The sequence below is a fragment of the Shinella sp. R2-11 genome, from assembly GCF_055330205.1.
In genome coordinates this window covers 587,150-611,808 of the sequence record NZ_JBVAPC010000003.1, presented here as the reverse complement: position 1 = coordinate 611,808, position 24,659 = coordinate 587,150, and the positions used below count along the sequence as shown (strand labels likewise).

24 protein-coding genes are annotated in these 24,659 nt (G+C 66.3%); 18 read left to right on the top strand and 6 right to left on the bottom strand.

Going from position 1 to position 24,659, the window contains the following annotated elements; all coding sequences use genetic code 11:
- Window positions 1-40 precede the first annotated feature (40 nt).
- On the bottom strand, window positions 41-940 hold the full coding sequence (locus ACZ1A1_RS11195; protein WP_463619986.1) for a GntR family transcriptional regulator: 900 nt from the start codon (window positions 938-940) through the stop codon (window positions 41-43).
- A gap of 303 nt (window positions 941-1,243) precedes the next feature.
- Here ACZ1A1_RS11195 and ACZ1A1_RS11190 point away from each other — a divergent pair, with 303 nt between their 5' ends.
- The 7 genes from ACZ1A1_RS11190 to ACZ1A1_RS11160 all read left to right on the top strand — a co-directional run bounded on the left by ACZ1A1_RS11190 (window position 1,244) and on the right by ACZ1A1_RS11160 (window position 8,021).
- The gene (locus tag ACZ1A1_RS11190) at window positions 1,244-2,059 is read left to right on the top strand and encodes an ABC transporter substrate-binding protein (RefSeq protein WP_313192478.1); all 816 of its coding nucleotides are present in this window, start codon (window positions 1,244-1,246) and stop codon (window positions 2,057-2,059) included.
- Window positions 2,060-2,155: 96 nt separating this feature from the next.
- Window positions 2,156-2,872, top strand: a complete 717-nt coding sequence (locus tag ACZ1A1_RS11185) for an amino acid ABC transporter permease (protein WP_203319994.1) — start codon at window positions 2,156-2,158, stop codon at window positions 2,870-2,872.
- Between the two features lie 9 nt (window positions 2,873-2,881).
- Window positions 2,882-3,622, top strand: coding sequence for an amino acid ABC transporter ATP-binding protein (locus ACZ1A1_RS11180; RefSeq protein ID WP_463619985.1), 741 nt, complete (start codon window positions 2,882-2,884; stop codon window positions 3,620-3,622).
- A gap of 28 nt (window positions 3,623-3,650) precedes the next feature.
- Entirely contained in the window at window positions 3,651-4,808 is a 1,158-nt protein-coding gene (locus ACZ1A1_RS11175) for a M20 family metallopeptidase (RefSeq protein WP_463619984.1), read from the top strand.
- A 2-nt stretch (window positions 4,809-4,810) separates the two neighbouring features.
- Window positions 4,811-5,902 carry a mandelate racemase/muconate lactonizing enzyme family protein gene (locus tag ACZ1A1_RS11170; RefSeq protein WP_463619983.1) on the top strand — a complete coding sequence of 364 codons (1,092 nt, stop codon included), beginning with the start codon at window positions 4,811-4,813 and terminating at the stop codon, window positions 5,900-5,902.
- Window position 5,903: 1 nt separating this feature from the next.
- Window positions 5,904-7,076: a M24 family metallopeptidase gene (locus tag ACZ1A1_RS11165; RefSeq protein WP_424549105.1), complete on the top strand. Its 1,173-nt coding sequence runs from the start codon at window positions 5,904-5,906 to the stop codon at window positions 7,074-7,076.
- A gap of 21 nt (window positions 7,077-7,097) precedes the next feature.
- Window positions 7,098-8,021 carry a dihydrodipicolinate synthase family protein gene (locus ACZ1A1_RS11160; RefSeq protein WP_463619982.1) on the top strand — a complete coding sequence of 308 codons (924 nt, stop codon included), beginning with the start codon at window positions 7,098-7,100 and terminating at the stop codon, window positions 8,019-8,021.
- A 61-nt stretch (window positions 8,022-8,082) separates the two neighbouring features.
- Here the strand turns inward: ACZ1A1_RS11160 and ACZ1A1_RS11155 are convergent, their stop codons facing one another.
- Complete coding sequence (locus ACZ1A1_RS11155) at window positions 8,083-9,282, bottom strand: pyridoxal phosphate-dependent aminotransferase (RefSeq protein WP_463619980.1); 1,200 nt, start codon at window positions 9,280-9,282, stop codon at window positions 8,083-8,085.
- A 165-nt stretch (window positions 9,283-9,447) separates the two neighbouring features.
- Between ACZ1A1_RS11155 and ACZ1A1_RS11150 the strand changes: the two genes are divergently transcribed.
- From ACZ1A1_RS11150 to ACZ1A1_RS11140, 3 genes are read left to right on the top strand one after another with little or no spacing between them, the layout of a single operon-like run.
- The gene (locus ACZ1A1_RS11150) at window positions 9,448-10,602 is read left to right on the top strand and encodes a glutamine amidotransferase-related protein (protein WP_463619979.1); all 1,155 of its coding nucleotides are present in this window, start codon (window positions 9,448-9,450) and stop codon (window positions 10,600-10,602) included.
- Between the two features lie 12 nt (window positions 10,603-10,614).
- Complete coding sequence (locus tag ACZ1A1_RS11145; RefSeq protein WP_463619978.1) at window positions 10,615-11,400, top strand: SDR family oxidoreductase; 786 nt, start codon at window positions 10,615-10,617, stop codon at window positions 11,398-11,400.
- Window positions 11,401-11,411: 11 nt separating this feature from the next.
- Entirely contained in the window at window positions 11,412-12,110 is a 699-nt protein-coding gene (locus ACZ1A1_RS11140) for a fumarylacetoacetate hydrolase family protein (protein WP_463619977.1), read from the top strand.
- A 46-nt stretch (window positions 12,111-12,156) separates the two neighbouring features.
- Here ACZ1A1_RS11140 and ACZ1A1_RS11135 read toward each other — a convergent pair whose 3' ends face one another.
- Window positions 12,157-13,218 carry an aldo/keto reductase gene (locus ACZ1A1_RS11135; protein ID WP_463619976.1) on the bottom strand — a complete coding sequence of 354 codons (1,062 nt, stop codon included), beginning with the start codon at window positions 13,216-13,218 and terminating at the stop codon, window positions 12,157-12,159.
- A 17-nt stretch (window positions 13,219-13,235) separates the two neighbouring features.
- On the bottom strand, window positions 13,236-14,321 hold the full coding sequence (locus ACZ1A1_RS11130; RefSeq protein ID WP_463619975.1) for a LacI family DNA-binding transcriptional regulator: 1,086 nt from the start codon (window positions 14,319-14,321) through the stop codon (window positions 13,236-13,238).
- A 196-nt stretch (window positions 14,322-14,517) separates the two neighbouring features.
- Between ACZ1A1_RS11130 and ACZ1A1_RS11125 the strand changes: the two genes are divergently transcribed.
- From ACZ1A1_RS11125 to ACZ1A1_RS11100, 6 genes are all read left to right on the top strand, one after another.
- Window positions 14,518-15,540: an ABC transporter permease gene (locus ACZ1A1_RS11125; RefSeq protein WP_463619974.1), complete on the top strand. Its 1,023-nt coding sequence runs from the start codon at window positions 14,518-14,520 to the stop codon at window positions 15,538-15,540.
- A gap of 29 nt (window positions 15,541-15,569) precedes the next feature.
- Window positions 15,570-16,580, top strand: coding sequence for a substrate-binding domain-containing protein (locus tag ACZ1A1_RS11120; RefSeq protein WP_203315555.1), 1,011 nt, complete (start codon window positions 15,570-15,572; stop codon window positions 16,578-16,580).
- Between the two features lie 75 nt (window positions 16,581-16,655).
- Window positions 16,656-18,224 (top strand): sugar ABC transporter ATP-binding protein, encoded by a 1,569-nt coding sequence (locus ACZ1A1_RS11115; RefSeq protein ID WP_463619973.1) that lies wholly within the window; start codon window positions 16,656-16,658, stop codon window positions 18,222-18,224.
- Window positions 18,221-19,255, top strand: coding sequence for an ABC transporter permease (locus tag ACZ1A1_RS11110; RefSeq protein WP_463619972.1), 1,035 nt, complete (start codon window positions 18,221-18,223; stop codon window positions 19,253-19,255). Before ACZ1A1_RS11115 ends, ACZ1A1_RS11110 begins: the two co-directional genes overlap by 4 nt.
- A 22-nt stretch (window positions 19,256-19,277) precedes the next feature.
- The gene (locus ACZ1A1_RS11105; protein WP_463619971.1) at window positions 19,278-20,279 is read left to right on the top strand and encodes a dihydroxyacetone kinase subunit DhaK; all 1,002 of its coding nucleotides are present in this window, start codon (window positions 19,278-19,280) and stop codon (window positions 20,277-20,279) included.
- Window positions 20,280-20,283: 4 nt separating this feature from the next.
- Complete coding sequence (locus ACZ1A1_RS11100; RefSeq protein ID WP_463619970.1) at window positions 20,284-20,931, top strand: dihydroxyacetone kinase family protein; 648 nt, start codon at window positions 20,284-20,286, stop codon at window positions 20,929-20,931.
- A 52-nt stretch (window positions 20,932-20,983) separates the two neighbouring features.
- On the opposite strand, the gene ACZ1A1_RS11095 is transcribed toward ACZ1A1_RS11100, so the two are convergent.
- On the bottom strand, window positions 20,984-21,562 hold the full coding sequence (locus tag ACZ1A1_RS11095; RefSeq protein ID WP_463619969.1) for a UbiX family flavin prenyltransferase: 579 nt from the start codon (window positions 21,560-21,562) through the stop codon (window positions 20,984-20,986).
- Complete coding sequence (locus tag ACZ1A1_RS11090; RefSeq protein ID WP_463619968.1) at window positions 21,559-23,070, bottom strand: UbiD family decarboxylase; 1,512 nt, start codon at window positions 23,068-23,070, stop codon at window positions 21,559-21,561. The genes ACZ1A1_RS11095 and ACZ1A1_RS11090 overlap by 4 nt, the downstream gene beginning before the upstream one ends.
- A 107-nt stretch (window positions 23,071-23,177) precedes the next feature.
- On the opposite strand from ACZ1A1_RS11090, the gene ubiT reads away from it, so the two are divergent.
- Window positions 23,178-23,684 (top strand): ubiquinone anaerobic biosynthesis accessory factor UbiT, encoded by a 507-nt coding sequence (gene ubiT / locus ACZ1A1_RS11085; protein WP_313192497.1) that lies wholly within the window; start codon window positions 23,178-23,180, stop codon window positions 23,682-23,684.
- The gene (ubiU, locus tag ACZ1A1_RS11080; protein ID WP_463619967.1) at window positions 23,675-24,652 is read left to right on the top strand and encodes a ubiquinone anaerobic biosynthesis protein UbiU; all 978 of its coding nucleotides are present in this window, start codon (window positions 23,675-23,677) and stop codon (window positions 24,650-24,652) included. The genes ubiT and ubiU overlap by 10 nt, the downstream gene beginning before the upstream one ends.
- The last annotated feature ends 7 nt before the right edge of the window (window positions 24,653-24,659 follow it).

The window sequence follows — 24,659 nt, the reverse complement described above, 5'->3', positions numbered from 1 at the left end:
GCGTTTCCCCATCCTTCGCGCGGCGATGCCGCACATCCGGTCAGGCGCCTTCGCGCTTCGTCCGCTCGGCGCTGGCCTTCGCCCTTTCGAGGTGGCTTTTCATCAGATCGGCCGCGCGCGCGCGGTCGCCCTCCTGGAGCGCGGTGATGATGCGCAGGTGCTCCTGGCACCATTCGCGCACGCGCCGCCCGTTGGTGTAGCTGGCGAATTCCAGCAGGCGGCGCAGGCGGTTCTGGTGCTGGATGGACTGGAGCAGGAAGGTGTTGCCGGAGCATTCCGCGATGGTTTCGTGGAAGCTGGCGTCGAGCTCGAAGAGCTGGCGCGCCGGCAGGCTGTTGAAATCCGGCCGGGCAAGGAGGTTCAAATGCTCCAGGCGGATATGTTCGAGCGCGGCCGGATGGGTACGGAAACTGTCCATCAGGATGCCCGACGGTTCGATGACGCAGCGGAATTCATAGCTGGCGTCCAGCGCGAACTTGTTGTCGAGGGTCGGCTGGAAGGTCCAGTTGCGCCCCGGGCCGCGCGTGATCAGCCCGTCGGCCATCAGGGCCGAGAGCGTCTTCTGCAGGACGTTGCGCTCGACCCCGTAGCGGCGGGAGATTTCCGCCTGCCCCACCGTCTCCCCGAGCTGGTGCGTCAGCCTGTCCTCGACGATGCGGGCATAGAGATCCTGCTGCGGCGAACTGGGGACCTCCACTTCCGTCCGGCCGAGCGCCTCGGCGCCGATCTTCATGAAGAAGCCCTTGTTCTTGCGGGCCTCCACCACGCCTCTTTCCGCCAGTAGCATCAATGCCGCGCGGATCGGCGTGCGGGAGACCTGCAGCACGTCGGCAAGCTGCTGCTCGCGCAGGTGATAATCCACCTGGAAACGCGAGGCGCGCGCCAGTTCGACGATGCGATTTGCGAGGAGGTAGCGGTTTTGACGGGGATTTTTGTCCATAGTCCGAAAGAAAATTGTACTGTTATTTGCCTATCATACAGGCAACCTGTGCGTTTTTCAAACTTCTCGTTGCTGCTTCTGCACGATTTTGCACCGTAAAATAGGTGAAAAACGGCTGATTTTCAGGAAATTCCGTTTCGCGGGCATGTCTTGCCGGCAAGTTCTCCGAGCTATCTCCATCGCAATATGGGTTGACGGGGTGTCGGTCAAATTGTACAAGTTGATAAATTAAAAACAATAAGGCTCCATCAAGGGGCACGGTCTGCAAATTCGAATTCTGCAAACACGAATGGGGAACTCCGCATGAACCGTCTTCTTCGCATTCTTCTTCTCGCAACCGCGCCGCTCGCCGTTTCCGGCGCGGCTGCCGCCCAGTCCCTCGACGGCGTCAAGCTCGTCGAGGCGGGCAAGCTGACCTATGGCGTGGCGGCCAGCTTCGCGCCATTCGAATATGTCAACGAGGGCAAGCTCACCGGCTTCGACATCGACTTCATCCAGGCGCTCGCCGAAAAGCTCAAGGTCGAGCCGGCGGCGATGAACATGGAGTTCAAGGGCCTCATCCCGGCACTCCAGGGCGGGCGCATCGATATCATCAACTCCGCCATGTACATCAATCCGACCCGCGCCGAGCAGGTCGATTTCGTGCCCTATCTCGAGATCGGCAACAACGTCATGGTCCAGACCGGCAATCCCAAGGGGATCACCGGCCGTGACGACACGATCTGCGGCAAGACCGTCGCCGTGACGCTCGGCGGCATTTCGGAAAGCCAGGCGCGTGCCGACAACGAGCGCTGCAAGGCCAAGGGGCTCGGCGAGGTGAAGGTGCTGACGCTGCCCACCGCGCAGGACAGCGCGCTTTCCCTGAGCCAGGGCCGGGCCGACGCCAACTACGAAAGCACGCCGGGCGCGGTGATGGCGCTGGAGAAGATGCCGGGCGTCTTCGAGATCGCCGGCGAGCCCTTCGAGATGGATACCCAGATCGGCATCGCGACGCCGAAGGGCGCGACCGAGCTGCAGGCCGCGCTTGCGGCGGCCATCAAGGCCATGGCCGAGGATGGCTCCTATGACAAGCTGATCGCCAAGTGGAAGCTGCCGCCGTCGGTTTCGCTGTTCGACTGAGCTTCGCCGGGCCGGGGGCGCCAGGCGTCTCCGGTCCCCTCGCGCCGATACTCCATGCGGTCTCCGGTCCGCTTTAAAAACAGGGAAAGCTGACTGATGTCACTTGATCTGGTCTTCCAGTATCTACTCTCGCCCACCTTCTTCCACGGTGCGGCCATGACCCTGCTGATCACGGTCAGCTCTCTCGTCTTCGGCCTGCTGGCCGGCTTTGTGCTCGCGCTCGTCAATCAGGTGAAGTTCCTGCCTGTCCGGCTGATCGCGGTGTTCTATCTCTGGCTGTTCCGCGGCACGCCGGTCCTCTTCCAGATCATCTTCATCTACAATGTCCTGCCGACCTTCGGCATCCGCCTGACCGCGTTCGCGTCCGGTGTCATCGCGCTGTCGCTCAACGAAGGCGCCTACATGGCCGAGATCATCCGTTCGGGCCTTCAGGCGATCAAGAGCGGGCAGCGCACGGCAGGCATGGCGCTCGGCATGACCAGGCTGATGGTGATGCGCTATGTCGTCCTGCCCCAGGCCGCGCGCATCATGCTGCCGCCGATCGGCAACCAGACCATCGGCATGCTCAAGACATCGGCCCTGGTCTCGGTCATCGCCGTGGAGGAGCTGCTGCTGGTGGCCAACCAGACCGCATCGGCGACCTTCCGCTACTTCGAGGCGCTGAGCGCGGCCGGCATCTACTATCTCGCGCTGACGACCATCTTCATGGCCGGCCAGTACTGGATGGAACGCTCGCTCGAACCCAAGCGCAGCCGTGCCCCGAAGCGCTCCGTCCTTTCCATCCTGCTGCAGCCCGCTGCCGAGAATAATTGAGGCCATCCGATGACCGGTTCCGCTTTCCTCGAAGTCAATGGCGTCAACAAGTATTTCGGCCCCCTGCATGTCCTGAAGGACTGCTCCTTCTCCGTGACCAAGGGCCAGACCGTGGTCCTGATCGGCCCCTCCGGCTCGGGCAAGTCCACGCTGCTGCGCTGCCTCAACCTCCTGGAGCCGCCGAGCGCAGGATCGATCTCCTTCGAGGGCCGGGAGATCACCGGCGACCTGCGCAACGCCCACAAGCTGCGCGCGCAGATCGGCATGGTGTTCCAGAATTTCGAGCTGTTCCAGCATCTCAACGCGGTCGAGAACATCATGCTGGCACCGATGAAGGTGCTCGGCTATTCGCGTCTCGACGCCCATGACCTGGCGGTCGGCCTCCTGCACAAGGTCCACATTCCCGACCGCGCCGATCACCTGCCGGACGAATTGTCGGGCGGCCAGCAGCAGCGCGTGGCCATCGCCCGCGCGCTGGCGATGAAACCCAAGCTGATGCTCTATGACGAGCCCACCTCGGCGCTCGATCCGGAAATGATCCGCGAGGTGCTCGACGTCATGACCGAGCTTTCCGCCGATGGGATGACCTCGGTCTGCGTCACGCACGAGATGGGCTTCGCGCGCCGCGCGGCCGACCGGATCATCTTCATGGAGCGGGGCTCGATCATCGAGAACGCCACGAGCGAGGTGTTCTTCAGCGGTGAGGCCAGCGACCGCGCCAAGCAGTTCGTCAACCAGATCCTGCACTGAACTCCGTGCCTTTTCAGGGAAGTCCGATATGAACATCCGCCCCGATGCCGCTCGCATGAAGCGCGAGCTGGGTGAACTCGTCGCCATCAATTCCGAAAACCCGCCGGGCGGGGAGGGCGCGGTGGCACAGTGGGCGCGCGAACGGCTCGCATCGCTCGGTTTCGAGGTGAAGCTGATCGAATATGCCCCCGCGCGCTTCAATGTCGAAGCGCGGCTGGTCAACGGGCCCGGCCCCGTCTTCGCGTTCAACACCCATATGGACACGGTGCCGGCGGGCGATGGCTGGACCTCCGATGCCTTCACCCTCACCGAGCGCGACGGCCGGCTCTACGGCCGGGGAAGCTGCGATTGCAAGGGGCCGCTGGCCGCCATGATCGAGGCGGCGCGCATGCTGGTCGCCGAGCGGCAGGCATGGTCCGGCACGCTGATGGTGGTCTTCACCGGCGACGAGGAGGTGGCGAGCGCCGGCGCACGCCACTATGCGGCGTCGCGGCCGGAGATCGATGCCGTCGTGGTCGGGGAACCGACCGGCAATGCCTGCTTTTCGGCGCACAAGGGGTCCTTCCGGCCCGTCGTGCGGATAACGGGCAAGGCGGCGCATTCCGGCAGCCCGCATCTCGGCGACAACGCCATCTTCCGCGCCGGCCAGCTCATGCCGCTGCTTGCCGCGTTCCATGACGAGGTCCTGGCGCAGCGCAGCCATCCGCTCGTCGGCAATCCGAGCCTGACGGTGACGCGCATCAAGGGCGGGCATGCCGACAATGTCATCCCGGCCGAATGCGAGCTGCTGCTCGACCGCCGCCTGATCCCCGGCGAGACGGATGCGAGCGCCGAGGCGGAAATCCGCGCGCTGCTGGCGGACGCGGAAAGGACGCACGGCATCCGCGCCGAGATCGTCGGCTATCATGCGACCACGGGTGGGGCGACCGATACGCCGGAAACCGCGCCCGTCGTGCAGGCCGCTATCGCCGCCTGCCGGGCGGCTGGCGTTGCCGAAGCCGGCCCGTTCGGCTTCCAGGGGGCATGCGACCTCGTGCATTTCATCGAGGCGGGCGCCGAGGGCGTGGTGATCGGCGCCGGCGACATTCGCGTCGCCCATCGTCCTGATGAATTCGTGCCGGCGGACGAGTTCGTCGCGAGCGCTGCGATCTATGCCGACATCGCGCGGCGCATCCTGGCGGCGTGACGATGCGGATTCATCTCTACCGTTCTCTGCTGACCTATGCGGGCCTGACGGTGCACACCGCCAGTTCCGGGCCCGTGCCCGGTCTCGACACGCTTCACCTCGAAATCGATGACGGGCGGCATCGCGGGATCGGCGAGGTGCGCATCAACTGCGCCTATCTGAACGGCTACGAGCCGGAGGATCTGCTGCAGCGCACCCGCGCGGCGATCGCCGGCTTCGATTGGCAGGCACCGCCGGATGCGGTTCGTGCCGCCGTCGCCGCAAGCCCGTTGCCGGCGCCGGTGCGCATGCTGTTCGACATCGCGCTCTGGGACCTCGATGCCCGGCGCGCCGGACTGCCGCTCGCGCATCTTCTGGCCGGCGAGGCACGGACGCTTTCGCATGCCACGAACCAGACGCTCTTTCTGTCGACCGACGAGGCGTTCGATCGGCAGGTGGCGCTTTACCTGTCGCGCGGTTTTCGCGACCTGAAGCTGCGGGTCGGCCAGGATATCGAGGCCGATTGCGCCCGCCACGCGCGCATCCGCGCCGCCCATGGCGAAACGGTCAAGCTTGCCGCCGACGCGAATGGCGCCTGGACGGCGGCGGAAGCGCCGGAGCGGCTTGCGGCGCTTTCGCGCTTCGGGCTCGCCTATGTCGAGCAGCCGATCGCGGCCGGCGACTGGGATGCGATGACGCGGCTTGCCGCCGGTGCGCCGATGCCGGTGATGCTGGACGAGAGCCTTGCCTCCTGCGCCGATGTCGGGACGCTGGTGGCGCGCGCGCCGTCGGCGGCCGGCCGGCTTCAGGGGCACCTCAAGCTGATCAAGCTCGGCGGGCTGACGCCCGCGCTTGCCGCCGCGCGGTCCCTGGCCGCGGCGGGCATTCCCTTCATGATCGGCCAGATGAACGAGGGCGGGATCGCGACGGCGGCCGCGCTTCACCTCGCCGTGGCGACGCGGCCCCTCCATGCCGAGCTCTACGGCGCGGACGGGCTGGTCAACGATCCGGCCGAAGGCCTGACCTATGCGGACGGCGAGGTCGCTGTCCGCCATGAGCCCGGCCTCGGGCTGAATTTCCGGGCGCCTTCCGCGCCCCTATCCCTGGGAGAATGAGATGGATAGCGCAGGTGTCGTGTTGGGCCAGGAGTCGGCCTTTCCAAGAGACGAATACGAGAAGAGGCAGGCGCGTGCGCGGGCCGGCCTTGCCAGGGCCGGGCTCGATGCCCTGGTCATCACGGGACCGGAGAACATCTTCTATCTGACGGGGCAGCAGACGCCGGGCTATTACACCTTCCAGGCGCTGGTGCTGCCGGCCGAGGGCGATCCTGTCTTCGTCATCCGCCAGCTCGAATATTTCAACTTCATCGCCAACACGTTCATCTCCGACGCCGAGGTCTACCAGGACAGCGAGGATCCGATCGGCTTCCTGATGAAGGTGATCACGCGCAAGGGTCTTTCCGGCAAGCGCGTCGCCATCGACAAGCGCGGCTGGTTCCTGCCGATCGCGGTCTACGAGACCCTCCAGTCGGCCCTCGGCACGGTTCACGACGGCGCCGGCATCGTCGAGGCGCTGCGCGCCGTCAAGTCGCCGCTCGAAGTGGAGAAGCTGGAAAAGGCGGCGTCCTATGTGGATGCCGGCATGCGGGCCGGCCTTGCCGCCGTCCGGGCGGGCGCCTCCGACAACGACCTGGTCGCGGCCATGATGGAGGCCGCCATCCGGGCGGGCTCGGAATATATGGGCATGGAACCGCTCGTCTCGACCGGCCGGCGCACGGGCGTGCCGCATGGGACATGGCGGCGCACGGCCCTTTCGGCGAACGATCCCGCCTTCCTCGAAATGGCCGCGGTGCACGACCGCTACCACGCCGCGCTGATGCGCTCGGCCTGGGTCGGCCCGGTGCCGCAGGAGGCCGAGGACATGATGAAGGTCTGCCAGGACGCGCTCGCCGCGGCGCTGGACGAGATCAGGCCCGGCGTTGCCTGCGAGGTGCCGCACATCGCCTGCCAGAAGGTCATCGATGCCGCCGGCTACACGGACAACTTCCGAAAGCGCCTCGGCTATTCGGTCGGCATTTCGTTCGCGCCGGACTGGGGCGAGGGGGCGATCCTTTCGCTGAATGCCGGCGTCAAGACCGCGCTCCAGCCGGGCATGACATTCCATCTGCCGCCCGCCCTCCGCATCTACGGACGTTTCACCGTGGGGGTCTCGGAAACCATCGTCGTCACGGAAACGGGCTGGCGCCAGCTTGGCACCGTGCCGCGCGCTCTCACCCGCATCGACGCGTAACCAATTGCAAGGAGAATACGAATGAAGGACCGTCAGGAGGCGCAGGCGCGCCTGAAAGGCATCTTCAACATCACCATGACGCCCTTCACCAGGGAGGGTGCGCTCGACAAGGCGGGGCTTGCCCGCAACGTCGAGCGCGTCATCGCCCTCGGCTATGACGGCGTGCTCATCGGCGGCACCTATGGCGAGTTTCCCACCATGACGGTGGCGGAGCGCGCCGACGTCTTCACGCATGTCATGGACGTGATCGGCGATCGCATTCCGGCAATGCTCTGCTCGGCCGGCTCCGACCCGCGCGACGTCTACGAACTGACGAAGCTCGCCGGCGATCTCGGCGGCGTGCCGATGGTGACGGCGCCCTACGTCTCGGAGATCACCGACGACCAGATCGTCGACTTCTTCCGCGACGTGGCGCCGCTCTCGAAGACGGGGATCATCATCTACAACGCGCCGGGCATCGGCATCACGCTTTCGCCGGCCCTGATCAGCCGCCTGGCCGACATCGATGGCATGGTCGGCCTGAAGCAGGGCGACCTCAACCCGACGGCGATCGACCGCATCGCGAACGACCTGCGCGGCCGCGTGCGCACCTTCTGCGCCTCGGACCTCGCCTTCCTCGGCCCCGTCATGGCCGGTTTCGACGGCTTTTCGACGACCAACAGCGGCGCGCTGCCGGAACTGATCCTCGCGACCTACCGCGCGCTGGAAGCCGGCGATGCATCGACGGCACGCGACCTGCACGCGCTCTGGTACGATTATCGTGCGCTCGCCCGCGCGCATGGCCAGCCGCAGCTTGTGAAGGCGGCGATGAACCTGCGCGGCTTCGACGGCGGGTCCGTCCGCCTGCCGCTGCGCGATATCCCGGCCGCCGTCCAGCCGAAGCTGCGTGCTGTCATGGAAAGGCTCGCCGCGGATTCGCGCACGGGCCTCAAGCTCGCCGCCTGAGATCGCGTCTTGACGAAAAGCCCCCGCCGCGGTCGCGGCGGGGGCTTTCGCATGCCGATGGTCAGGCGAGCCGGCCGAGGGCTGCGGCCACGCGCGACAGCGCTTCGGCGAGCCTGCCGTCGTCGATGGCATAGGCGATGCGCAGGTGCCCGGGCATGCCGAATGCCGAGCCGTGCACCATGCCGACATGGGCCTCCTCCAGAAGATAGCCGGCGACATCGAGGTCCGAGGCCAGGACGGTGCCTGCCGGTGTCCGCCTGCCGAAAAGGCCGGTGCAGTCGGCGAAGACGTAGAAGGCGCCCGGCGTGGGCAGCGCGGAGAGGCCGGATATCGCCGCGATGGCGGAGAGCACCTGTTCACGGCGCGCCAGCAGCGTCCGTTTCCAGCCGTCCAGGAAGGAGAGGTCGCCGTCGAGCGCGGCGATGGTCGCGGCCTGCGAGATGGTCGAGGGGTTCGACGTGCTCTGCGACTGAAGGACGTCCATGGCGCGGATCAGCCATTCCGGCCCGCCGGCATAGCCGAGTCGCCATCCCGTCATCGAATAGCCCTTCGAGACGCCGTTGATCGTCAGGACACGGCCGGCCAGCCGCGGCATCGCGGCCGCAGGCGCCACGAAGCTGCCATCGTGGACGATATGCTCGTAGATGTCGTCCGCCATGACGAGGGCGTCATGTCCTGCCAGCACCTCTTCCAGCGCCGAGAGTTCGGAGTGGCCATAGACCGCGCCCGTCGGATTGTTCGGCGAGTTCAGGATGACCCAGCGGGTGCGCAGGGTCAGCGCGGCCGCCAGCGCCTCGGGCGTCAGCTTCCAGCCGTTCCGCGCGTGGCACGGCACGATGACGGGCTTTGCGCCTGCCAGCCGGATCATGTCCGGATAGCTCACCCAATAGGGCGCGGGCACGATCACCTCGTCATCCTCGCCGAGGGTCGCCAGGAAGGCGTTGAAGATCAGTTGCTTGGCGCCCGTCCCGGCAATGATCTCGGAGGGGGCGTAGCGAAGGCCGTTTTCCCGTTCGAACTTGCGCGCGATGGCCGCCTTGAGCGCGGCGGTGCCGGAGACGGCCGTGTATTTGGTGTCCCCGTCGCGAATGGCCTGGATGCCGGCCTCGCAGACATGGGGAGGGGTCGCGAAGTCCAGTTCTCCTTCGCCCAGGTTGATGACGTCGGCGCCACGGGCGGCCAGCGCCCGCAGCTTGTTCGATATTTCCGCGGTCGGCGACGCGCCGACGACGGCCATGCGGGGCGAGAGTCTGGAATTCATGGATGCTACCTCCGTTACGATCCCTGCATTGTCTATAATGATAAAAAAAATACAATATTGGGATTGAAACTTTTCCGATAAGGAGGATAAGTATGGGAAAAATAGCGCAGTAAGATTGTACGTTTCCATTCAACAAGTGCATGTGATGGATTCTCGGGAGAGGTCATGGGGCGCATCATCCTCGTTCGGCACGAAACGGATCATCCCGCGCTCTACGGTGCGGCGGCGGCGCTCGTCGCGGCTGCCGAAGGCGGGCGGCTGTTCTGGCCGGCGGCACGATTCGACCTCGACCGCCATCCCGATGCCGAACAGCATGTCGCCGATGAAGGCGCACTCATCCCGAGCGGCCTGATCTGGGCGGACCGCCTCACCGGGCGAAGCGCCCGCCCTCTCGTGGAGCTTGCGGGCGAGGCGGTGGCCGTGGTGCCCGTTCATTCCGCTTTTCTTGCCGATGGCGATGCGGTGTCGCGGCTTGCCGCAGCGGGCGCGGAAGACAGGACCGTCCGTCTGGAGGAGAACCGCTTCCTTGACGCCGACGGCCGCGTGATCGGCTGGCGGGACCGGTTCGGCCGGGTGCTGCCCGCGGAGCCGGCCGCCGTCGCGCCGCCCGGCCTCGTCCTCGCCCTTGCGGGGCCGGCGGAACAGTTTCTTGAAACCTGCCCGGCGCCGCTTGCCGCGCTGGCGGATGCCATCGATGCCGAGGCGCCGGGAGCCGAGCTGCGTTTCCTCGATCCGCGCGACCTGCCGGCCGATCCGCTTGCCGGCGTCGACGGTGTGTTGCTGCCCGGCGGATCGCAGATGTCGTCGGTGGCGGGGCAGATCGCGCTCGCCCGCGCCGCGCGGGCAGGCGGGACCCCGATCGCGGGCCTCTGCCTCGGCATGCAGAGCATGTCGACAGCGGTCGCCCGCGAGCTTTCCGGCTGGGAGGATACGGACATGGCGGAGGCGGCTCCCGCCGCTGCCCGTCACAGTTTCATCCGCATTGAGACAGGCGAATACAGGCTCGGCCGGCGCATCACCCGGTCCATGCCGGGCAGCCGTCTCCGGCAGCTTCTCGGGGCCGAGAGCGAAATCGCCTGCAATCACCGCTACAGGCTGGCCCCCGCCCTGCATGAGGGGCTGGCAAGCCGCGGCGTGCTGGTAAGCGCGCTCGGGGGCGAGCCGGGCCAGGATATCGCCGACGCGATCGAGGCGACGGACGGCTTCTACATGGGCATGCAGGGGCATCCCGAGCTTTCGTCCCGCCCGGGGCATCCGCACCCGCTTCTTCGCGCCTTCGTGGCCGAAGCCGCAAGAACCGCCCGCGCCCGTCGGGCCTGACAGGAGAGAACCATGGATCTTGAACTCAGCCGCCGCACCGCCCTCGTGCTCGGTGCTTCAGGCGGCCTTGGCCGGGCCATCGCGGAAAGCCTCGCCGCCGAAGGCGCCAATGTCATTCTCGGCGGCCGTTCCGCCGAACGGCTGGAGCCGGTGCGCTCGGCCATTGCGCCGTCCGCACCGGGCCGCATCTCCACGCTCGTTACGAACCTTGCCGATCCGGCGGCCGTGGAGCAGGCGATCGCCGAGCTGCAGGCCGGCGACAAGCCCGACATCCTCGTGCTCAACGGTGGCGGCCCCGCGCCGGGTGCGATGGCCGCGCTGGATGCGGACAGCCTCGTTCCGCAGTTCCGCGCCATGGTCGAGGCGCCGATCCGCATCGCCACGGCCCTCCTGCCGCATATGCGCGAGCAGCGCTTCGGCCGCATTCTCGTGCTCCTGTCTTCCGGCGTCGTGCAGCCGATCCCCAATCTCGGCCTGTCCAACACGCTGCGCCTTTCCCTCGTCGGCTGGGCGAAGACGCTCGCCGCCGAAGTGGCGGCCGACGGCGTGACGGTCAACGGCCTCATCCCCGGCCGCATCCACACCGACCGCGTCGACCAGCTGGATGCCGCCGCCGCCAAGCGGACCGGCAAGACGGCGGACGAGGTCGCTGCCGCCTCCCGCGCGACGATCCCGATGGGGCGCTACGGCGCACCGCGCGAGTTCGCCGATGCGGCGTGCTTCCTCTGCTCGGGGCGTGCGGGCTACATCACCGGCACGAGCCTGCGCGTCGACGGCGGCATGCTGCGCAACATCTGAGGCAGAAAACCATGAGCGACTATGTCATCGACCCGCCCCCGGTGGTGAGCCTGCCCGTTGCCGGCTCCACGGCGCGCTTTCCCGTGCGGCGCATCTTCTGCGTCGGGCGCAACTATGCCGACCATGCGCGCGAAATGGGCCACGACCCGGACCGCGAGCCGCCCTTCTTCTTCGACAAGCCGGCGGACGCCCTGGTCGTGGGGGACGAGGATGTTCCCTATCCAAGCTGCACCCAACAGCTGGAGCACGAAGCGGAGCTGGTGGCAACGCTCGGCAGCGGCGGCCGCGACGTCGACTCAGCAAAGGCATCGGAACTCGTCTTTGGCTATGCTATCGGCAACGACCTCACCCGGCGCGACATCCAGGCCGAAGCCAAGAAGCTCGGCCGTCCCTGGACGATGGCCAAGGGGTTCGACGGTTCCGCCGTTTGCGGCCCCGTACACCCCGTCGCGCGCATCGGCCATCCCTCGGAAGGGACTGTTCACCTGCATGTCAACGGAACCCAGCGCCAGGCCGGCGACATTTCGCAGATGATCTGGAGCGTGCCGGAGATCATCGCCGGCCTGTCCCGGCTCGTCGAATTGAAGCCCGGCGACCTCATCTATACCGGCACCCCCTCGGGTGTCGGCCGTCTCGTTCCCGGCGATGTGGTGGAAATCGCCATTGCGGGACTGGGCAAGCTCCGCAATCGAATTGCAAGCGGCGGCTGAAAACGAAGGCGAGGATTTATGAAACCTCGCCCTGCGCCCGGGTGGTTCAGATCATGTCCAGATCGGCGTAGCTGTCGTGCAGCGCCCGGTCAGCGGGGCTGAAGCGGGCGCTGGCGAAATTGTGCTGGTGCCAATAGGGATAGATATAGGGCGGGCGGCTGACCTTGTTCAGCGTGTCCAGCTCGTCTTCCGAGAGCCTCAGGTCCGCGGCTGCAATGTTTTCCCGGAACTGGTCTTCGCTGAGGCCGCCGACCACGAGGCTCGATATGGCGGGGCGCGACAGCGTCCAGGCGAGCGAGACCTGTGCGACGGTGACGCCGCGCTGCCGGGCAATGCCTTCCAGCGCATCGACGATGGTCCACAGGCGTTCGCGGTCGCGGATCGGCGGTTCGCTCCAGCCGGCGGCCTGGCGGGAATCGGCCGGCGTTTTGTTCCTGCCGAAGGCGCCGGAGAGCAGGCCGGCGGCGAGCGGGCTCCAGACCATGACGCCGAGGCCCTGGTCGATGGAGATCGGCAGCAGCTCGTATTCGGCCTCGCGCGCTTCCAGCGTGTAGTGGATCTGCTGGGTCACGAAGCGCGGCAGGTTCTTCGCCTCGGCGACGCCGAGCGCCTTCATGATGTGCCAGCCGGAATAGTTGGAGCAGCCGATATAGCGGATCTTGCCCTGCTGGCGCAGCGTGTCGAGCGCCGACAGCATTTCCTCGACCGGCGTCACGCCGTCCCATTCATGCATGAAGTAGATGTCGATATGGTCGGTCCTCAGCCGCTTGAGGCTCGCCTCGCATTCGCGGATGAGGTGGTAGCGCGAGGTGCCCTCGTCGTTAGGCCCGTCGCCGATGCGCATGCGGGCCTTGGAGGAGATCAGCACCTTCTCGCGCTTGTCGCCGAGCGCCTCGCCGAGGATTTCCTCCGAGCGGCCGAGCGAATACATGTTGGCCGTGTCGAAGAGGTTGACGCCGCCGTCGATGCAGCAGTCGATCAGGCGACGGGCTTCCGCCACGCCTTGGCTGGCCACGCGCGAAAACGCGCCGACCCCGCCGAAGGAGAAGGTGCCCATGGCGATGGCCGAAACCTTGAGGCCCGTGCGGCCGAGCGTCCTGTATTCCATGGTCTTCCTCCTCGGGTTTATTCCGCCGGCTGCCTTGCGGCGCGCCGCGGGCGCTCCTGCGTGGTCTTCGATACGCCGTGCTCGTGGCTGGCGCGCAGGACGAGCTCCGCGCCGACGAGGATCTTGACTGGCGGCTGCGGGTCGGCGGCCGCGATCAGGTCGTCGAGCACGGTGACCGCGAGATAGCCGATCTTGCGCTTCGAGACGTCGATGGTCGTCAGGCCCGGCTCCATGGTCGCGCTCTGCGGCAGATTGTCGAAGCCGATGATCGAGACGTCCTCGGGGATCGAGACACCGTGCTCGCGCAGCGCCCGGATGAAGCCGTAGGCGATGATGTCGTTGGTGCAGAAATAGCATTCGGCGAGGTCGAGGCCGCCTGCGAGCAGCGTGCACGTGTCGTGATAGGCCCCGTCATAGGTCGATTCCACCGAGAGGATGTCGGCCTCGTTCACCGGCAGGCCGAGGCGCGCCATGTTCTTGAAGAAGGCCTCGCGGCGCAGGCGGAAGTTGGTCGTGTCGACATGGGAGGCGACGAAGCCGATGCGCTCGAAGCCCTGCATGCGGAAGCGAGAGAGCACCTTGTAGACGGCGTCCTCGTTGTTCATGTCGACGAAATTGGCGTCGAGCACGTCGTAGAACGTATCGATGAAGACGGTCGGCAGGCCGAGGCCCTGGATCAGGCGGATATCGGCTTCCGTCAGCTCGGTGCCGAGCGCGATGACGCCGGAGATCGGTGCGCCGGCCAGCGATTCCGCCACGGTGCTGATCGGCTGTCCCTCGAAGCTGACGACCTCCAGCGTGTAGTTGCGCCGCGTCGCCTCGGCGGACATGCCGTCGATATAGTCGGAGATGAAGACGCTGTGGTCGCGGTTGACGGTGTGGCCGTGCTTGGCGATCTTCAGGAAGCGCAGCGTCTCGCCCGGCTCTGTGCTGCTGCGGGTTGCCCGAGGCACGTAGTTGAGGCTTGCCACCGCCTCCAGCACCCGCGCCCGCGTCACGCCGGAAATCTCTCCCTTGCCGTTCAGCACGAGCGAAACCGTCGCGGGCGATACGCCCGCCGCTTCCGCGATATCCCTGATGGTCAGTTTTCCCGGTTTCTTCATGCGGCGACAGGCTGCCTTTTATGCTGCGACTGCGAACAAGTTTACTAAACGATTTAGATAATATTTGCGAGGATTAGGGCAATTCGGCGCGGATCGCAACCGACAGGCCGCACAAACAGGGCTTGTCAGAGCAAATTTCCTTTGCTAGCGTTTTAGTGAAGCTGGATTTTGTTTAGTAAACAAAAGGGAGGAGTCCATGCAGAAAACCGGCGGGCAGCTGGCGATGCTGGTTGTCATCAACGGCCTTTTGCTCGTGGCGGGCGCCCTCATTTCCGGCGGCTCGTTCCTTTCCGTTTTCAATCTCCAGTCCATGGCGAGCCAGGTGCCGGAAATCGGCCTGCTGGCCATCGGCGTCATGCTGGCCATGTGCGCCGGCAATGGCGGCATCGACCTCTCCGGCATCGCGCTTGCCAATCTCTCGGGCGTGCTCTCCGCCGTGATTGTCTCGTCCTTCCTGTCGGCGACGGAAAGCGGCACGGCCTTCAGTCTCGCCTTCATCGCGGGCGCGCTGCTCGTCGGCCTTGCCGGCGGCGTCATCAACGGCCTCTTGATCTCGCGGCTGAACATCACGCCCATCCTCTGCACGCTCGGCACGCAGATGGCCTTCATGGGGCTTGCGGTCGTGGTTTCCGGCGGCAAGGCCGTGATGGTCGGCAGCCCGGCGCTGCTTTCCAGCATCGGCAACGACATGATCGCGGCCGTGCCGATCAGCTTCCTTCTTTTCGTGCTGGTCGCCGGCATCGTCGCCGCGCTGCTGAAGTTCACGCCCTATGGTCTCTGGCTGATGCTGATGGGCACCAATCCCAAGGCCGCCGTCTATGCGGGCTTCCCGCGGAACGGCGTGATCGTCGCCACCTATGCGATCTCCGGCACGCTGTCGGGCCTTGCCGGCGTCATCATCGCGGCGCGCAACGTCAACGTGAAGTTCGATTATGGCAGCTCCTACCTGCTGATCGCCATCCTGATCGCCGTGATGGCCGGCGTGAAGCCGGAGGGCGGCTACGGGCGCGTCGTCTGCGTCGTGCTCAGCGCCATCGCCCTGCAGCTCATGTCGAGCCTGCTCAATTTCGGCGGCCTTTCCAATTTCGTGCGCGATTTCGCCTGGGGGCTGCTGCTGCTCACCTTCCTGGCCGTCGGCCGCTACGACATTGCCGGCTTCCTCGCCCCGGGTCGCCGCTCGCAAACCCCTTCGGTGCCTGTCCCTCAAGCGCCGAAGTGAAAGTGGAGGGAAAATTCGTGGAGGAAAACATGAAATCGTTCTCGAAGAAGGTTCTGGCCGGAACCACCGTTGCAGCCGTCGCGCTCGCAGGTTCCATCGGCGTATTGGCCGCCCAGGAGAAGCCCGTCATCGCCACCGTGGTCAAGATCAGCGGCATTCCGTGGTTCGACCGCATGAACACGGGCGTCGTCGCCTACCAGGAAGCCAATCCGGACGTCGTCGCCAGCCAGAGCGGCCCGGCGACGGCCGACTCGGCCCAGCAGTTGCAGATCGTCAACGACCTCGTCGCCAAGGGCGTCAACGCGCTCGCCGTCGTGCCGATGGACCCGGCCGTCCTGGAAGGCACCTTCCAGCGCGCCATGGAGCGCGGCATCGTGGTCGTGACGCACGAGGCCGACAACCAGGTGAACACCAATGCCGACGTCGAGGCCTTCGACAATGCCGATTACGGCGCGGCGCTGAACGAGCGCCTGGCCGAATGCATGGGCAAGGAAGGCAAGTGGACGACCTTCGTCGGCTCGCTCGGCAGCCGCACGCATATGCAGTGGGTCGGTGCGGGCGAGGAGAACGCCAAGAAATATGCCGGCATGGAACTTGTCGATCCGAACAACGAATCCTTCGACGACGCCAACGGCACCTATGAGAAGGCCAAGGAAATCCTGCGCAAGCACCCTGACATCAAGGGCTTCCAGACCTCGGCCGGCAACGACGTCCTCGGCGTCGGCCGCGCCATCGACGAAGCGGGCCTGAGCGGCAAGATCTGCCTCGTCGGTACCGGCCTTCCGAACCCGTCGGCCGACCTTCTGGAATCCGGCGCCATCACGGCGATCGGCTTCTGGGATCCGCAGAAGGCCGGCATGGCGATGAACGCCGTCGCCAAGCTGCTGCTGGAGAAGAAGGAAGTCACCGACGGCATGGACCTCGGCGTCGAAGGCTACAACAAGGTCTCCGTCAAGCAGGGCGCCGGCAAGGGCCTCCTGATCCTTGGCAACGGCATGGTTCTCGCCGACAAGGCAACCTACAAGGAACACATGTTCTAATCCGGCAAACCGTCAGCCGGCCGGGAGGCTTTCCTTCCGGCCGGAACCGTCCGGCGTGGCGACGCGCCGGTCAGCATGAGGACAATTTCCGTGGCGGCACAAGCACATACCGCGCAGCAACCGGCAGCGCTCCTTGAACTCAGGAACATCCAGAAATGGTTCGGCGGCGTCCATGCCCTGCGCGGTATCGACCTGACGCTCCAGCCGGGCGAGGCCTACCATCTCCTGGGCGAGAACGGTTGCGGCAAGAGCACCGTCATCAAGATCATGTCGGGCGCACATGCGCCGACCTCGGGCGAGATCGTGCTGGGCGGCGAGACCTTCTCCTCGCTGACGCCGATCCAGTCGCTCGCCGCCGGCATCGAGACCGTCTACCAGGACCTATCGCTGCTGCCGAACCTTACGGTCGCCGAGAACGTCGCGCTGAACGAGCAACTCGTCAACGCCAACGGCCGCCTCGCGCGCCTCTTCGATCGCAAGCGGCTGCGGGAGACAGCGGAACGGGCGCTCGCCGCCGCGGGCCTGCCGACCGACCGCGCCTTCCTCAACACCATCGTTTCCGACCTGCCGCTCGCCTCGCGCCAGCTCGTCGCCATCGCGCGGGCCATCGCGACCCGCGCCAAGCTCGTCATCATGGACGAGCCGACGACGTCGCTGACGCGCCGCGAGGTGGACAATCTCATCCGCGTCGTCGAGCGCCTGCGCACCGAAAACGTCGCCGTGCTCTTCGTCACGCACAAGCTGGACGAATGCTACCGCATCGGCGGCCATGCCGTCGTCTTCCGCGACGGCCAGTGCGTGGCGCAGGGGCCCATCGCAAATTACAGCAAGAAGGAACTGGCCGAGCTGATGACCGGCCGTTCCATCGATGCCCAGCGCTATCGTACCGGAAAATCCTCCGATGCCGACCTCCTGAAGGTCGATCGTCTCGTTGCCGATGGCGTGCGGGACATGAGTTTTTCGCTGAAGAAGGGCGAAATCCTCGGCATTACCGGCCTTGCCGATTCCGGCCGCAACGAACTCGCCATGGCCTTGACGGGTGTTGCGCCCGCCTCGGGCGGCACGATCGCGCTCGATGGCAAGGCCGTTTCCGTGCGCTCGCCGGCCGAGGCCATCGAGCGGGGCATCGGCTACGTGCCGGAGGATCGGCTGGCCGAGGGGCTCTTCCTCGACAAGTCGATTTTCGAGAACGAGATCGCGCTCATCGTCTCGCGCCTTGCCAATTCGCTTGGCGTCGTCGACCGGGAGGAGGGGCGCAGGATCGCCGCCCGGCTTTCCGAGGAGATGCGGCTCAACACGAAGAACCTCGACCTGCCGGTCGGCGCACTCTCGGGCGGCAACCAGCAGCGCGTGCTGATCGGCCGCTGGCTCAGCATTGCGCCGAAGCTGCTCGTGCTGCACGGGCCGACCGTTGGTGTCGACGTCGGCTCCAAGGACACGATCTACCGCGTCATCCAGGCGCTCGCCGAAGCGGGCATGGGTCTTGTCATCGTCAGCGACGACCTGCCCGAGCTTCTGCAGAACGCCGACCGCATCCTCGTCATGAACAGCGGCCGGGTGGTCGCGGAGGTGGATGCGGAGGCGGCAACCGAAGACCAGCTTTACAAGGCGATGCTGACGACCATGACGGAGACTGTGCAATGAACGCTTCACGGACCGATGAACTCCACGGCGCCGCCGGCCCGTCGCGTTCCTTCAGCTTCGGTGAACTCGTTCGCCGCCGGCCGGAGACCATCACCTTCCTGCTGCTGGTCGCGATCTGCGTCAGCGTCGCCATCGCCAACCCGGCCTTCCTGCAGCCCTCGACGCTCATCGACATCGGCCGCGCCAGCGTGGTCATGGGGCTCTTCGCGCTCGGCGTCTTCATCATCCTGGCGGCGGGCGGCATCGACGTGTCCTTCACGGCGATCGCGGCCTTCACCATGTATTCGATGACGGTGCTGGTGCAGAGCTACCTGCCGGGCCTTCCCATCGTCGCCGTCATCCTCATGGCGACGCTCGGCGGCGCGGCGCTCGGCATTGTCAACGGCCTGCTCGTCCATCACCTGAAGGTGCCTTCGCTGATCGTCACCATCGGCACGCAATATCTCTTCCGCGGCTTCCTGCTCTCCTTCATCGGCACGGTCTGGATCATGTCGCTGCCGCCGCAGATGGGCGCCTTCGGCCGCATGCCGCTCGTCCAGTTCGAATCCGCCAACGGCGCGCTGATCACGCTGCCCTTCTACTTCCTCGTCCTGCCCGTCGCGGCCCTCGTGACCTGGTGGATCCTCAACCGCACCCTGATGGGCCGCGCCATCTTCGCCGTCGGCGGCAATGCCGATATCGCAAGCCGCCTCGGCTACAGCCTGCGCACCGTGCATGTCTTCCTGTTCGGCTATGCGGGGGCGCTCGCGGGCCTTGCCGGCATCATCCATGTCTGCGCCAACCGGCAGGCCAATCCCTTCGACCTCGTCGGCACCGAGATCAACGTCATCGCCGCCGTCGTACTCGGCGGCGCGCGCATCACCGGCGGCACGGGCACGGTGCTCGGCACCCTTCTCGGCGTGCTGCTGATCGTGGTGCTCAACAGCGTGCTCGTCATGGTCGGTATTCCCAGCACCTGGCAGCGGCTCGTCGTCGGCAGCTTCATCCTGCTGGCCGCCGCCTTCTTCGTCACGCGCCAGCGCAAGAAATAACCCCCATTCCCGGAGGAAACCCATGAAGAAGTTCCTGAACGACCCCGTCAACTTCGTCGACGAGATGCTGGAAGGCATCTACAAGGCGCATCCCGCCGTCACCTATGCGGCCGACGACTTGCGCTGCCTCGTGACGGCCCGGACCAGGCCCGGCAAGGTCGGCATCGCCACCGGCGGCGGCTCCGGGCACCTTCCGACCTTCCTCGGCTTCGTCGGCGACGGCATGCTGGACGGCGCGGCCGTCGGCGGCGTCTTCCAGTCGCCCAGCGCCGAGCAGATGTACCAGGTGACCAAGCATATCGACCAGGGCGCCGGGGTCCTCTACATCTACGGCAACTATACCGGTGACATCATCAATTTCGACATGGCGGCCGAGCTTGCCGATCTCGACGGCATCGCCGTCAAGCAGGTCGTCGGCAATGACGACGTCGCTTCCTCCATCGTCGGCGAGGAGCACAAGCGCCGCGGTGTCGCGGGTATCTTCTTCATCTACAAGGCGGCGGGCGCCGCGGCAGCGGAGGGACTTTCACTCGACGAGGTCACGCGCCTTGCCGACAAGGCGCGCCTTCGCACTCGGACCATGGGCGTCGCGCTTTCGAGCTGCGTCGTGCCGGAGATCGGCCACGCCACCTTCTCCATCGGCGAGGACGAGATGGAGATCGGCATGGGCATCCATGGCGAACCCGGCATCAGCCGCAAGAAGCTCGCGCCGGCCGACGCCGTCGTCGACGAGATGATGGACCGCATCTTCGCGGAGACCGACTACAAGCAGGGCGACACTGTCGCCGTTCTGATGAACGGCCTCGGCGGCACGCCGCTGGAAGAACTCTATATCCTCTTCCGCCGCGTATCGCAGCTTCTGGAGGCGCGGGGCGTCACCGCCAAGTACGTCTGGGTCGGCGAGTTCGCCACCTCGATGGAGATGGCCGGCGCCTCGATCTCGATTCTGCATCTCGACGAGGAACTGGATCGCCTCATCGCCGCCCCGGCCAACACGCCGTTCTTCCAGCACGTCGCGGGGTGATGCCATGACGCTTCAGACATTGAACGCCGCCAGCCTGATCGACCTCTTCAAGAGCTGGAAGGAACTCTTCGCCGAACAGCGCGAATTCCTGATCGCGCTCGACGGCAAGGTGGGCGACAGCGATCTCGGCATCACCATGAGCAAGGCCTTCGCCGCCGCCGCCGAAGCCCTCGAAGCGGAAGGCGAGGCGGCGGGTATTTCCAAGCTGCTGCGCACCGCCGGCGCGACCATGGCCCGCACCGCGCCCTCCACCATGGGCACGCTGACGGCGACCGGGTTCCTGCGCGCCAGCAAGGCCGTCGAGGGCAAGGATGCGCTCGGCACCGCCGACATGGCCGCCTTCTGGCGCGCCTACCGCGATGGCGTTGCCGAACGCGGCAAGGCGAAGGTCGGCGACAAGACGCTGCTCGACGTGCTCGATCCCATCGCCACGACGCTGGAGGCGCAGGCCGCCGCGGGCGCCTCGCTTTCCGACGCGCTGAACGTGACGGCGGATGCGGCCGAACAGGCGCTGGAGGCCACCAAGTCCATGCTCGCGCAGCATGGCAAGGCGGCGGCATTCCAGGAAAAGACCGTCGGCCTGCAGGATGCCGGCGCGACGGTCGGCGCTCTCCTGATCCGCCGCATGGCGGAAGAGGTCGCACGCCGGTAGAATGCCGGCGTGTGGCGTCTGATGGCCGGGAGCGCCCTCCCTTCCGAATTTTCTAGGGCGTTCCCTGCCAGCTCCTTGAAAGCGGTGATTGCGGCAGGGCAAGGAGGTCGATGGCGCGTGTGGCGAGATGGTCGATGATTTCGGCCACCGATTGCGGGCAATGGTAGAACGCCGGAACGGGCGGCATGATGATCGCCCCCATTTCGGTTGCCGCGACCATGGTGCGCAGGTGGCCGAGGTGCAACGGCGTTTCGCGCGCCAGCAGGACGAGGCGCCGTCGCTCCTTGAGCTGGACATCCGCGGCGCGGGTCAGCAGCGTATCGGCCCGGCCGGTCGCGATGGCCGACAGCGTCTGCATCGAGCATGGTGCGATGATCATGCCGCGGACGGGAAAGGAGCCGCTGGCAATCGAGGCGCCGACGTCGCCGATCGGGTGATGCCGGTGGACGAGGGCTGTCAGGCTGTCGAGCGTGTCCAGGCCGCATTCCAGCGCGAGCGTGCGGCGCGCCGCATCGGAGACGACCAGATGGGTTTCGATGTCGGGCAACACCGCGAGCCGTTCGAGGATGCGCAGGCCGAGGGCCGCGCCCGATGCCCCGGAAATGCCGACGATGACGCGCTCCATCGTCATGCGCCCGCCTCTCCAAGCCCGAACGAATGCCAGAGCGCATCGACGCGTGCGATCACCTCGGGCGCCATGGCAAGCGGCTGCCCCCATTCACGGTCGGTTTCCGTGCCGATCTTCGTGGTGGCATCGAGGCCGAGCTTGCCTCCAAGGCCGGATTTCGGCGAGGCGAAATCGAGATAATCGATCGGCGTATTGTCGACGACCATGAGGTCGCGGCTGGCGTCGAAGCGGGTGGAAAGCGCCCAGATGACATCCTGCCAGTTCCTGACGTCGATGTCCCCGTCCACGGTGATGATCAGCTTGGTATAGCTGAACTGCGCCAACATGGACCAAAGGCCCATCATCACCCGCCGCGCCTGGCCGGGATAGCGCTTGTCGATGGAAACGACCATGGCGCGGTAGGAGCAGGCTTCCGGCGGCAGCCAGAGGTCGCGGATTTCGGGAAACTGCCGCTTCACCAGCGCGACGAAAAGATCGTTCATCGCCTCGCCGAGCCGTGATGGCTCGTCCGGCGGCCGGCCGGTATAGGTCGAGAGATAGAGCGGATCCTTCCGCATCGTGATGGCCGACAGCGTCAGGACAGGGAAGGCCTCGACCGAATTGTAATAGCCCGTATGGTCCCCGTAAGGGCCTTCCTCCGCGGTCTCCCTGATGGAGACGGTGCCTTCGAGCACGATTTCCGCGCTGGCGGGGACCGGCAGGGGCACGGTGACCGCTGACGCGGTCTGCTGCCGCTGGCCGCTGAGCACGCCGGCAAAGGCAAGCTCGCTCATGCCGTCCGGCAAGGGCATGACCGCGGAAAGGATCGTTGCGGGATCGGCGCCGATCACGATGGCGACCGGCATGTCCTTGCCATGGTCCTGCCAGAGCCGGTGGTGGCGCGCGCCGCCGCGATGCGCCAGCCAACGCATGATCAGCCGGTTTTTCCCCAGCTTCTGCATGCGGTAGATGCCGACATTGGTGTCGTCGGGATCGTAGGGCGCCTGGGTGATGACCAGGGGCCAGCTAACGAGCGGCGCGGGCTCGCCCGGCCAGCAGGTCTGGATCGGCAGGCGGTCGAGGTCGATGGCGTCGCCCTGCCAGATCGTGTGCTGGCAGGGTGGGCGGGAGACGGTGCGCGGGTTCATCGACAGCGCGGCCTTCAGATGCGGCAGCTTCTGCCAGGCATCGCGCATCGAGCGCGGCGGCTTCGGGTCGCGCAGGTCCGACAGGAAGGCGGCAAGGCGCGGCAGGCCGCCGGTTTCCAGCCCGAACCCCCACTCGATCCGCTCGCGCGTGCCGAAGAGATTGGCAAGGAGCGGAATAGGCTGGATGTTGCCGTCGGCATCGACCGGCTTTTCGAAGAGCAGCGCCGGCCCCTCCTGCGCGAGAACGCGGCGGTGGATCTCCGTGATCTCGTGCACCAGCGAGACGGGCTCGCTGATGCGCTTCAGCCGCGCCCGCCGCTCCAGGAGCGCGACGAAATCCTGGAGACCGTCATAGCGGCGGGGAGTGGGGATATCGGCTTTCATGACAAACCCTTGCAGGGGAAAAACGTCGTGGTCTTTGTGCTGGCGCAAACACCGGGAGGCTGCCGCTCCCTAGTCTTCGCGCGTTCTTTCCCGCCAAGGCGAACCGCATGCCCGATCTTTCCCCGCTCCTTGCCAAACCCGTTGAAATCGCCCCTCTCTGGCTGCTGGAGGGCGTGGCGCGGACGATCTTTTCCGGCGTGCTCAAGGCCCATCCCGATATTTTCGACCGGCTCGGCGATTACAGGCAGACCCGCTATTGCTTCTCGCCTTCCGATCTGCCGCTGCATTTCCGCGTCGTTCCGGCGGCGCAGGCGCTCTGTGTCTTCCGCGGCGCGCCGCCCCTGGCGGATGCGCGCATCGAGGGGCCGCTCGCGCTCCTGCTCGGCCTTCTGGAAGGGCGGTGCGATGCCGATGCGCTGTTCTTCTCGCGCGATCTCTCCGTTACCGGCGACATGGAGGCGATGCTGGCGCTGCGCAACGCGCTCGACGACAGCGCCATCGACCTGCCGAGCGAACTGGGTGCGCTTGCCGGGCCGTTTTCGCCGCTGGTGGCGGGGGCCGCGCGTCATATCCGGGCGCGGGCGCTCGAAGGGAGGGATGCGACATGGAACTGATCTGCCCCGCCGGCACGCCCGCCGCCTTCCGCGAGGCGGTCGAGGCGGGAGCGGATGCCGTCTATTGCGGCTTTCGCGACGAGACCAATGCCCGCAATTTCCCCGGCCTCAATTTCAGCCGCGAGGAATTGCGCCAGTCCATCGCACTTGCCCGTGGCAAGGGCGTGCAGACCTTCGTCGCCCTCAACACCTTCATGCGGGCGGGCGACGAGGCGCTGTGGTATTCCGCCGCGGACGATGCGGTGGCGCTTGGGGCGGATGCGCTGATCCTCGCCGATTTCGGGCTGATGGCCTATGTGGCCGAGCGCTATCCGCAGCAGCGCCTGCATGTCTCCGTCCAGGCGTCGGCGTCGAACCCGGATGCGATCCGCTTCCTCATAGAGGCGTTCGGCGCCAGGCGCGTGGTGCTGCCGCGGGTGCTGGCGGTGCAGGATATCGCCCGTCTCACGCGGCAGATCGATTGCGAGGTGGAGGTCTTCGCCTTCGGTGGCCTCTGCGTCATGGCGGAGGGGCGCTGCTCGCTCTCCTCCTATGCGACCGGCAAGTCGCCCAACATGAACGGTGTCTGCTCGCCGGCAAGCCATGTGCGCTACCGGGAGGAGGGCGGCACGCTCGTCTCCGAGCTCGGCGCCTATACGATCAACCGTTTCGGCTCCGGCGAGGCCTCCGGCTATCCGACCCTCTGCAAGGGGCGCTTCGATGTCGGCGGCTCGCAGGGCTATGCCTTCGAGGATCCGGTCTCGCTCGATGTCATCGACGAGATCGACGCGCTGAAGGCGGCGGGCGTCTCGGCGCTGAAGATCGAGGGTCGGCAGCGCGGCAAGGCCTATGTCGCCGAAGTGGTTTCCTCATTGAAGAAGGCGCTTGGCGCAACGCCTGCCGAGCGCTCCGTCCTCGTTTCCCGGCTGCGGGCGATGAGCGAAGGACAACGCACCACCGCCGGCGCCTATGACAAGCGCTGGCGATAAAGAAAAT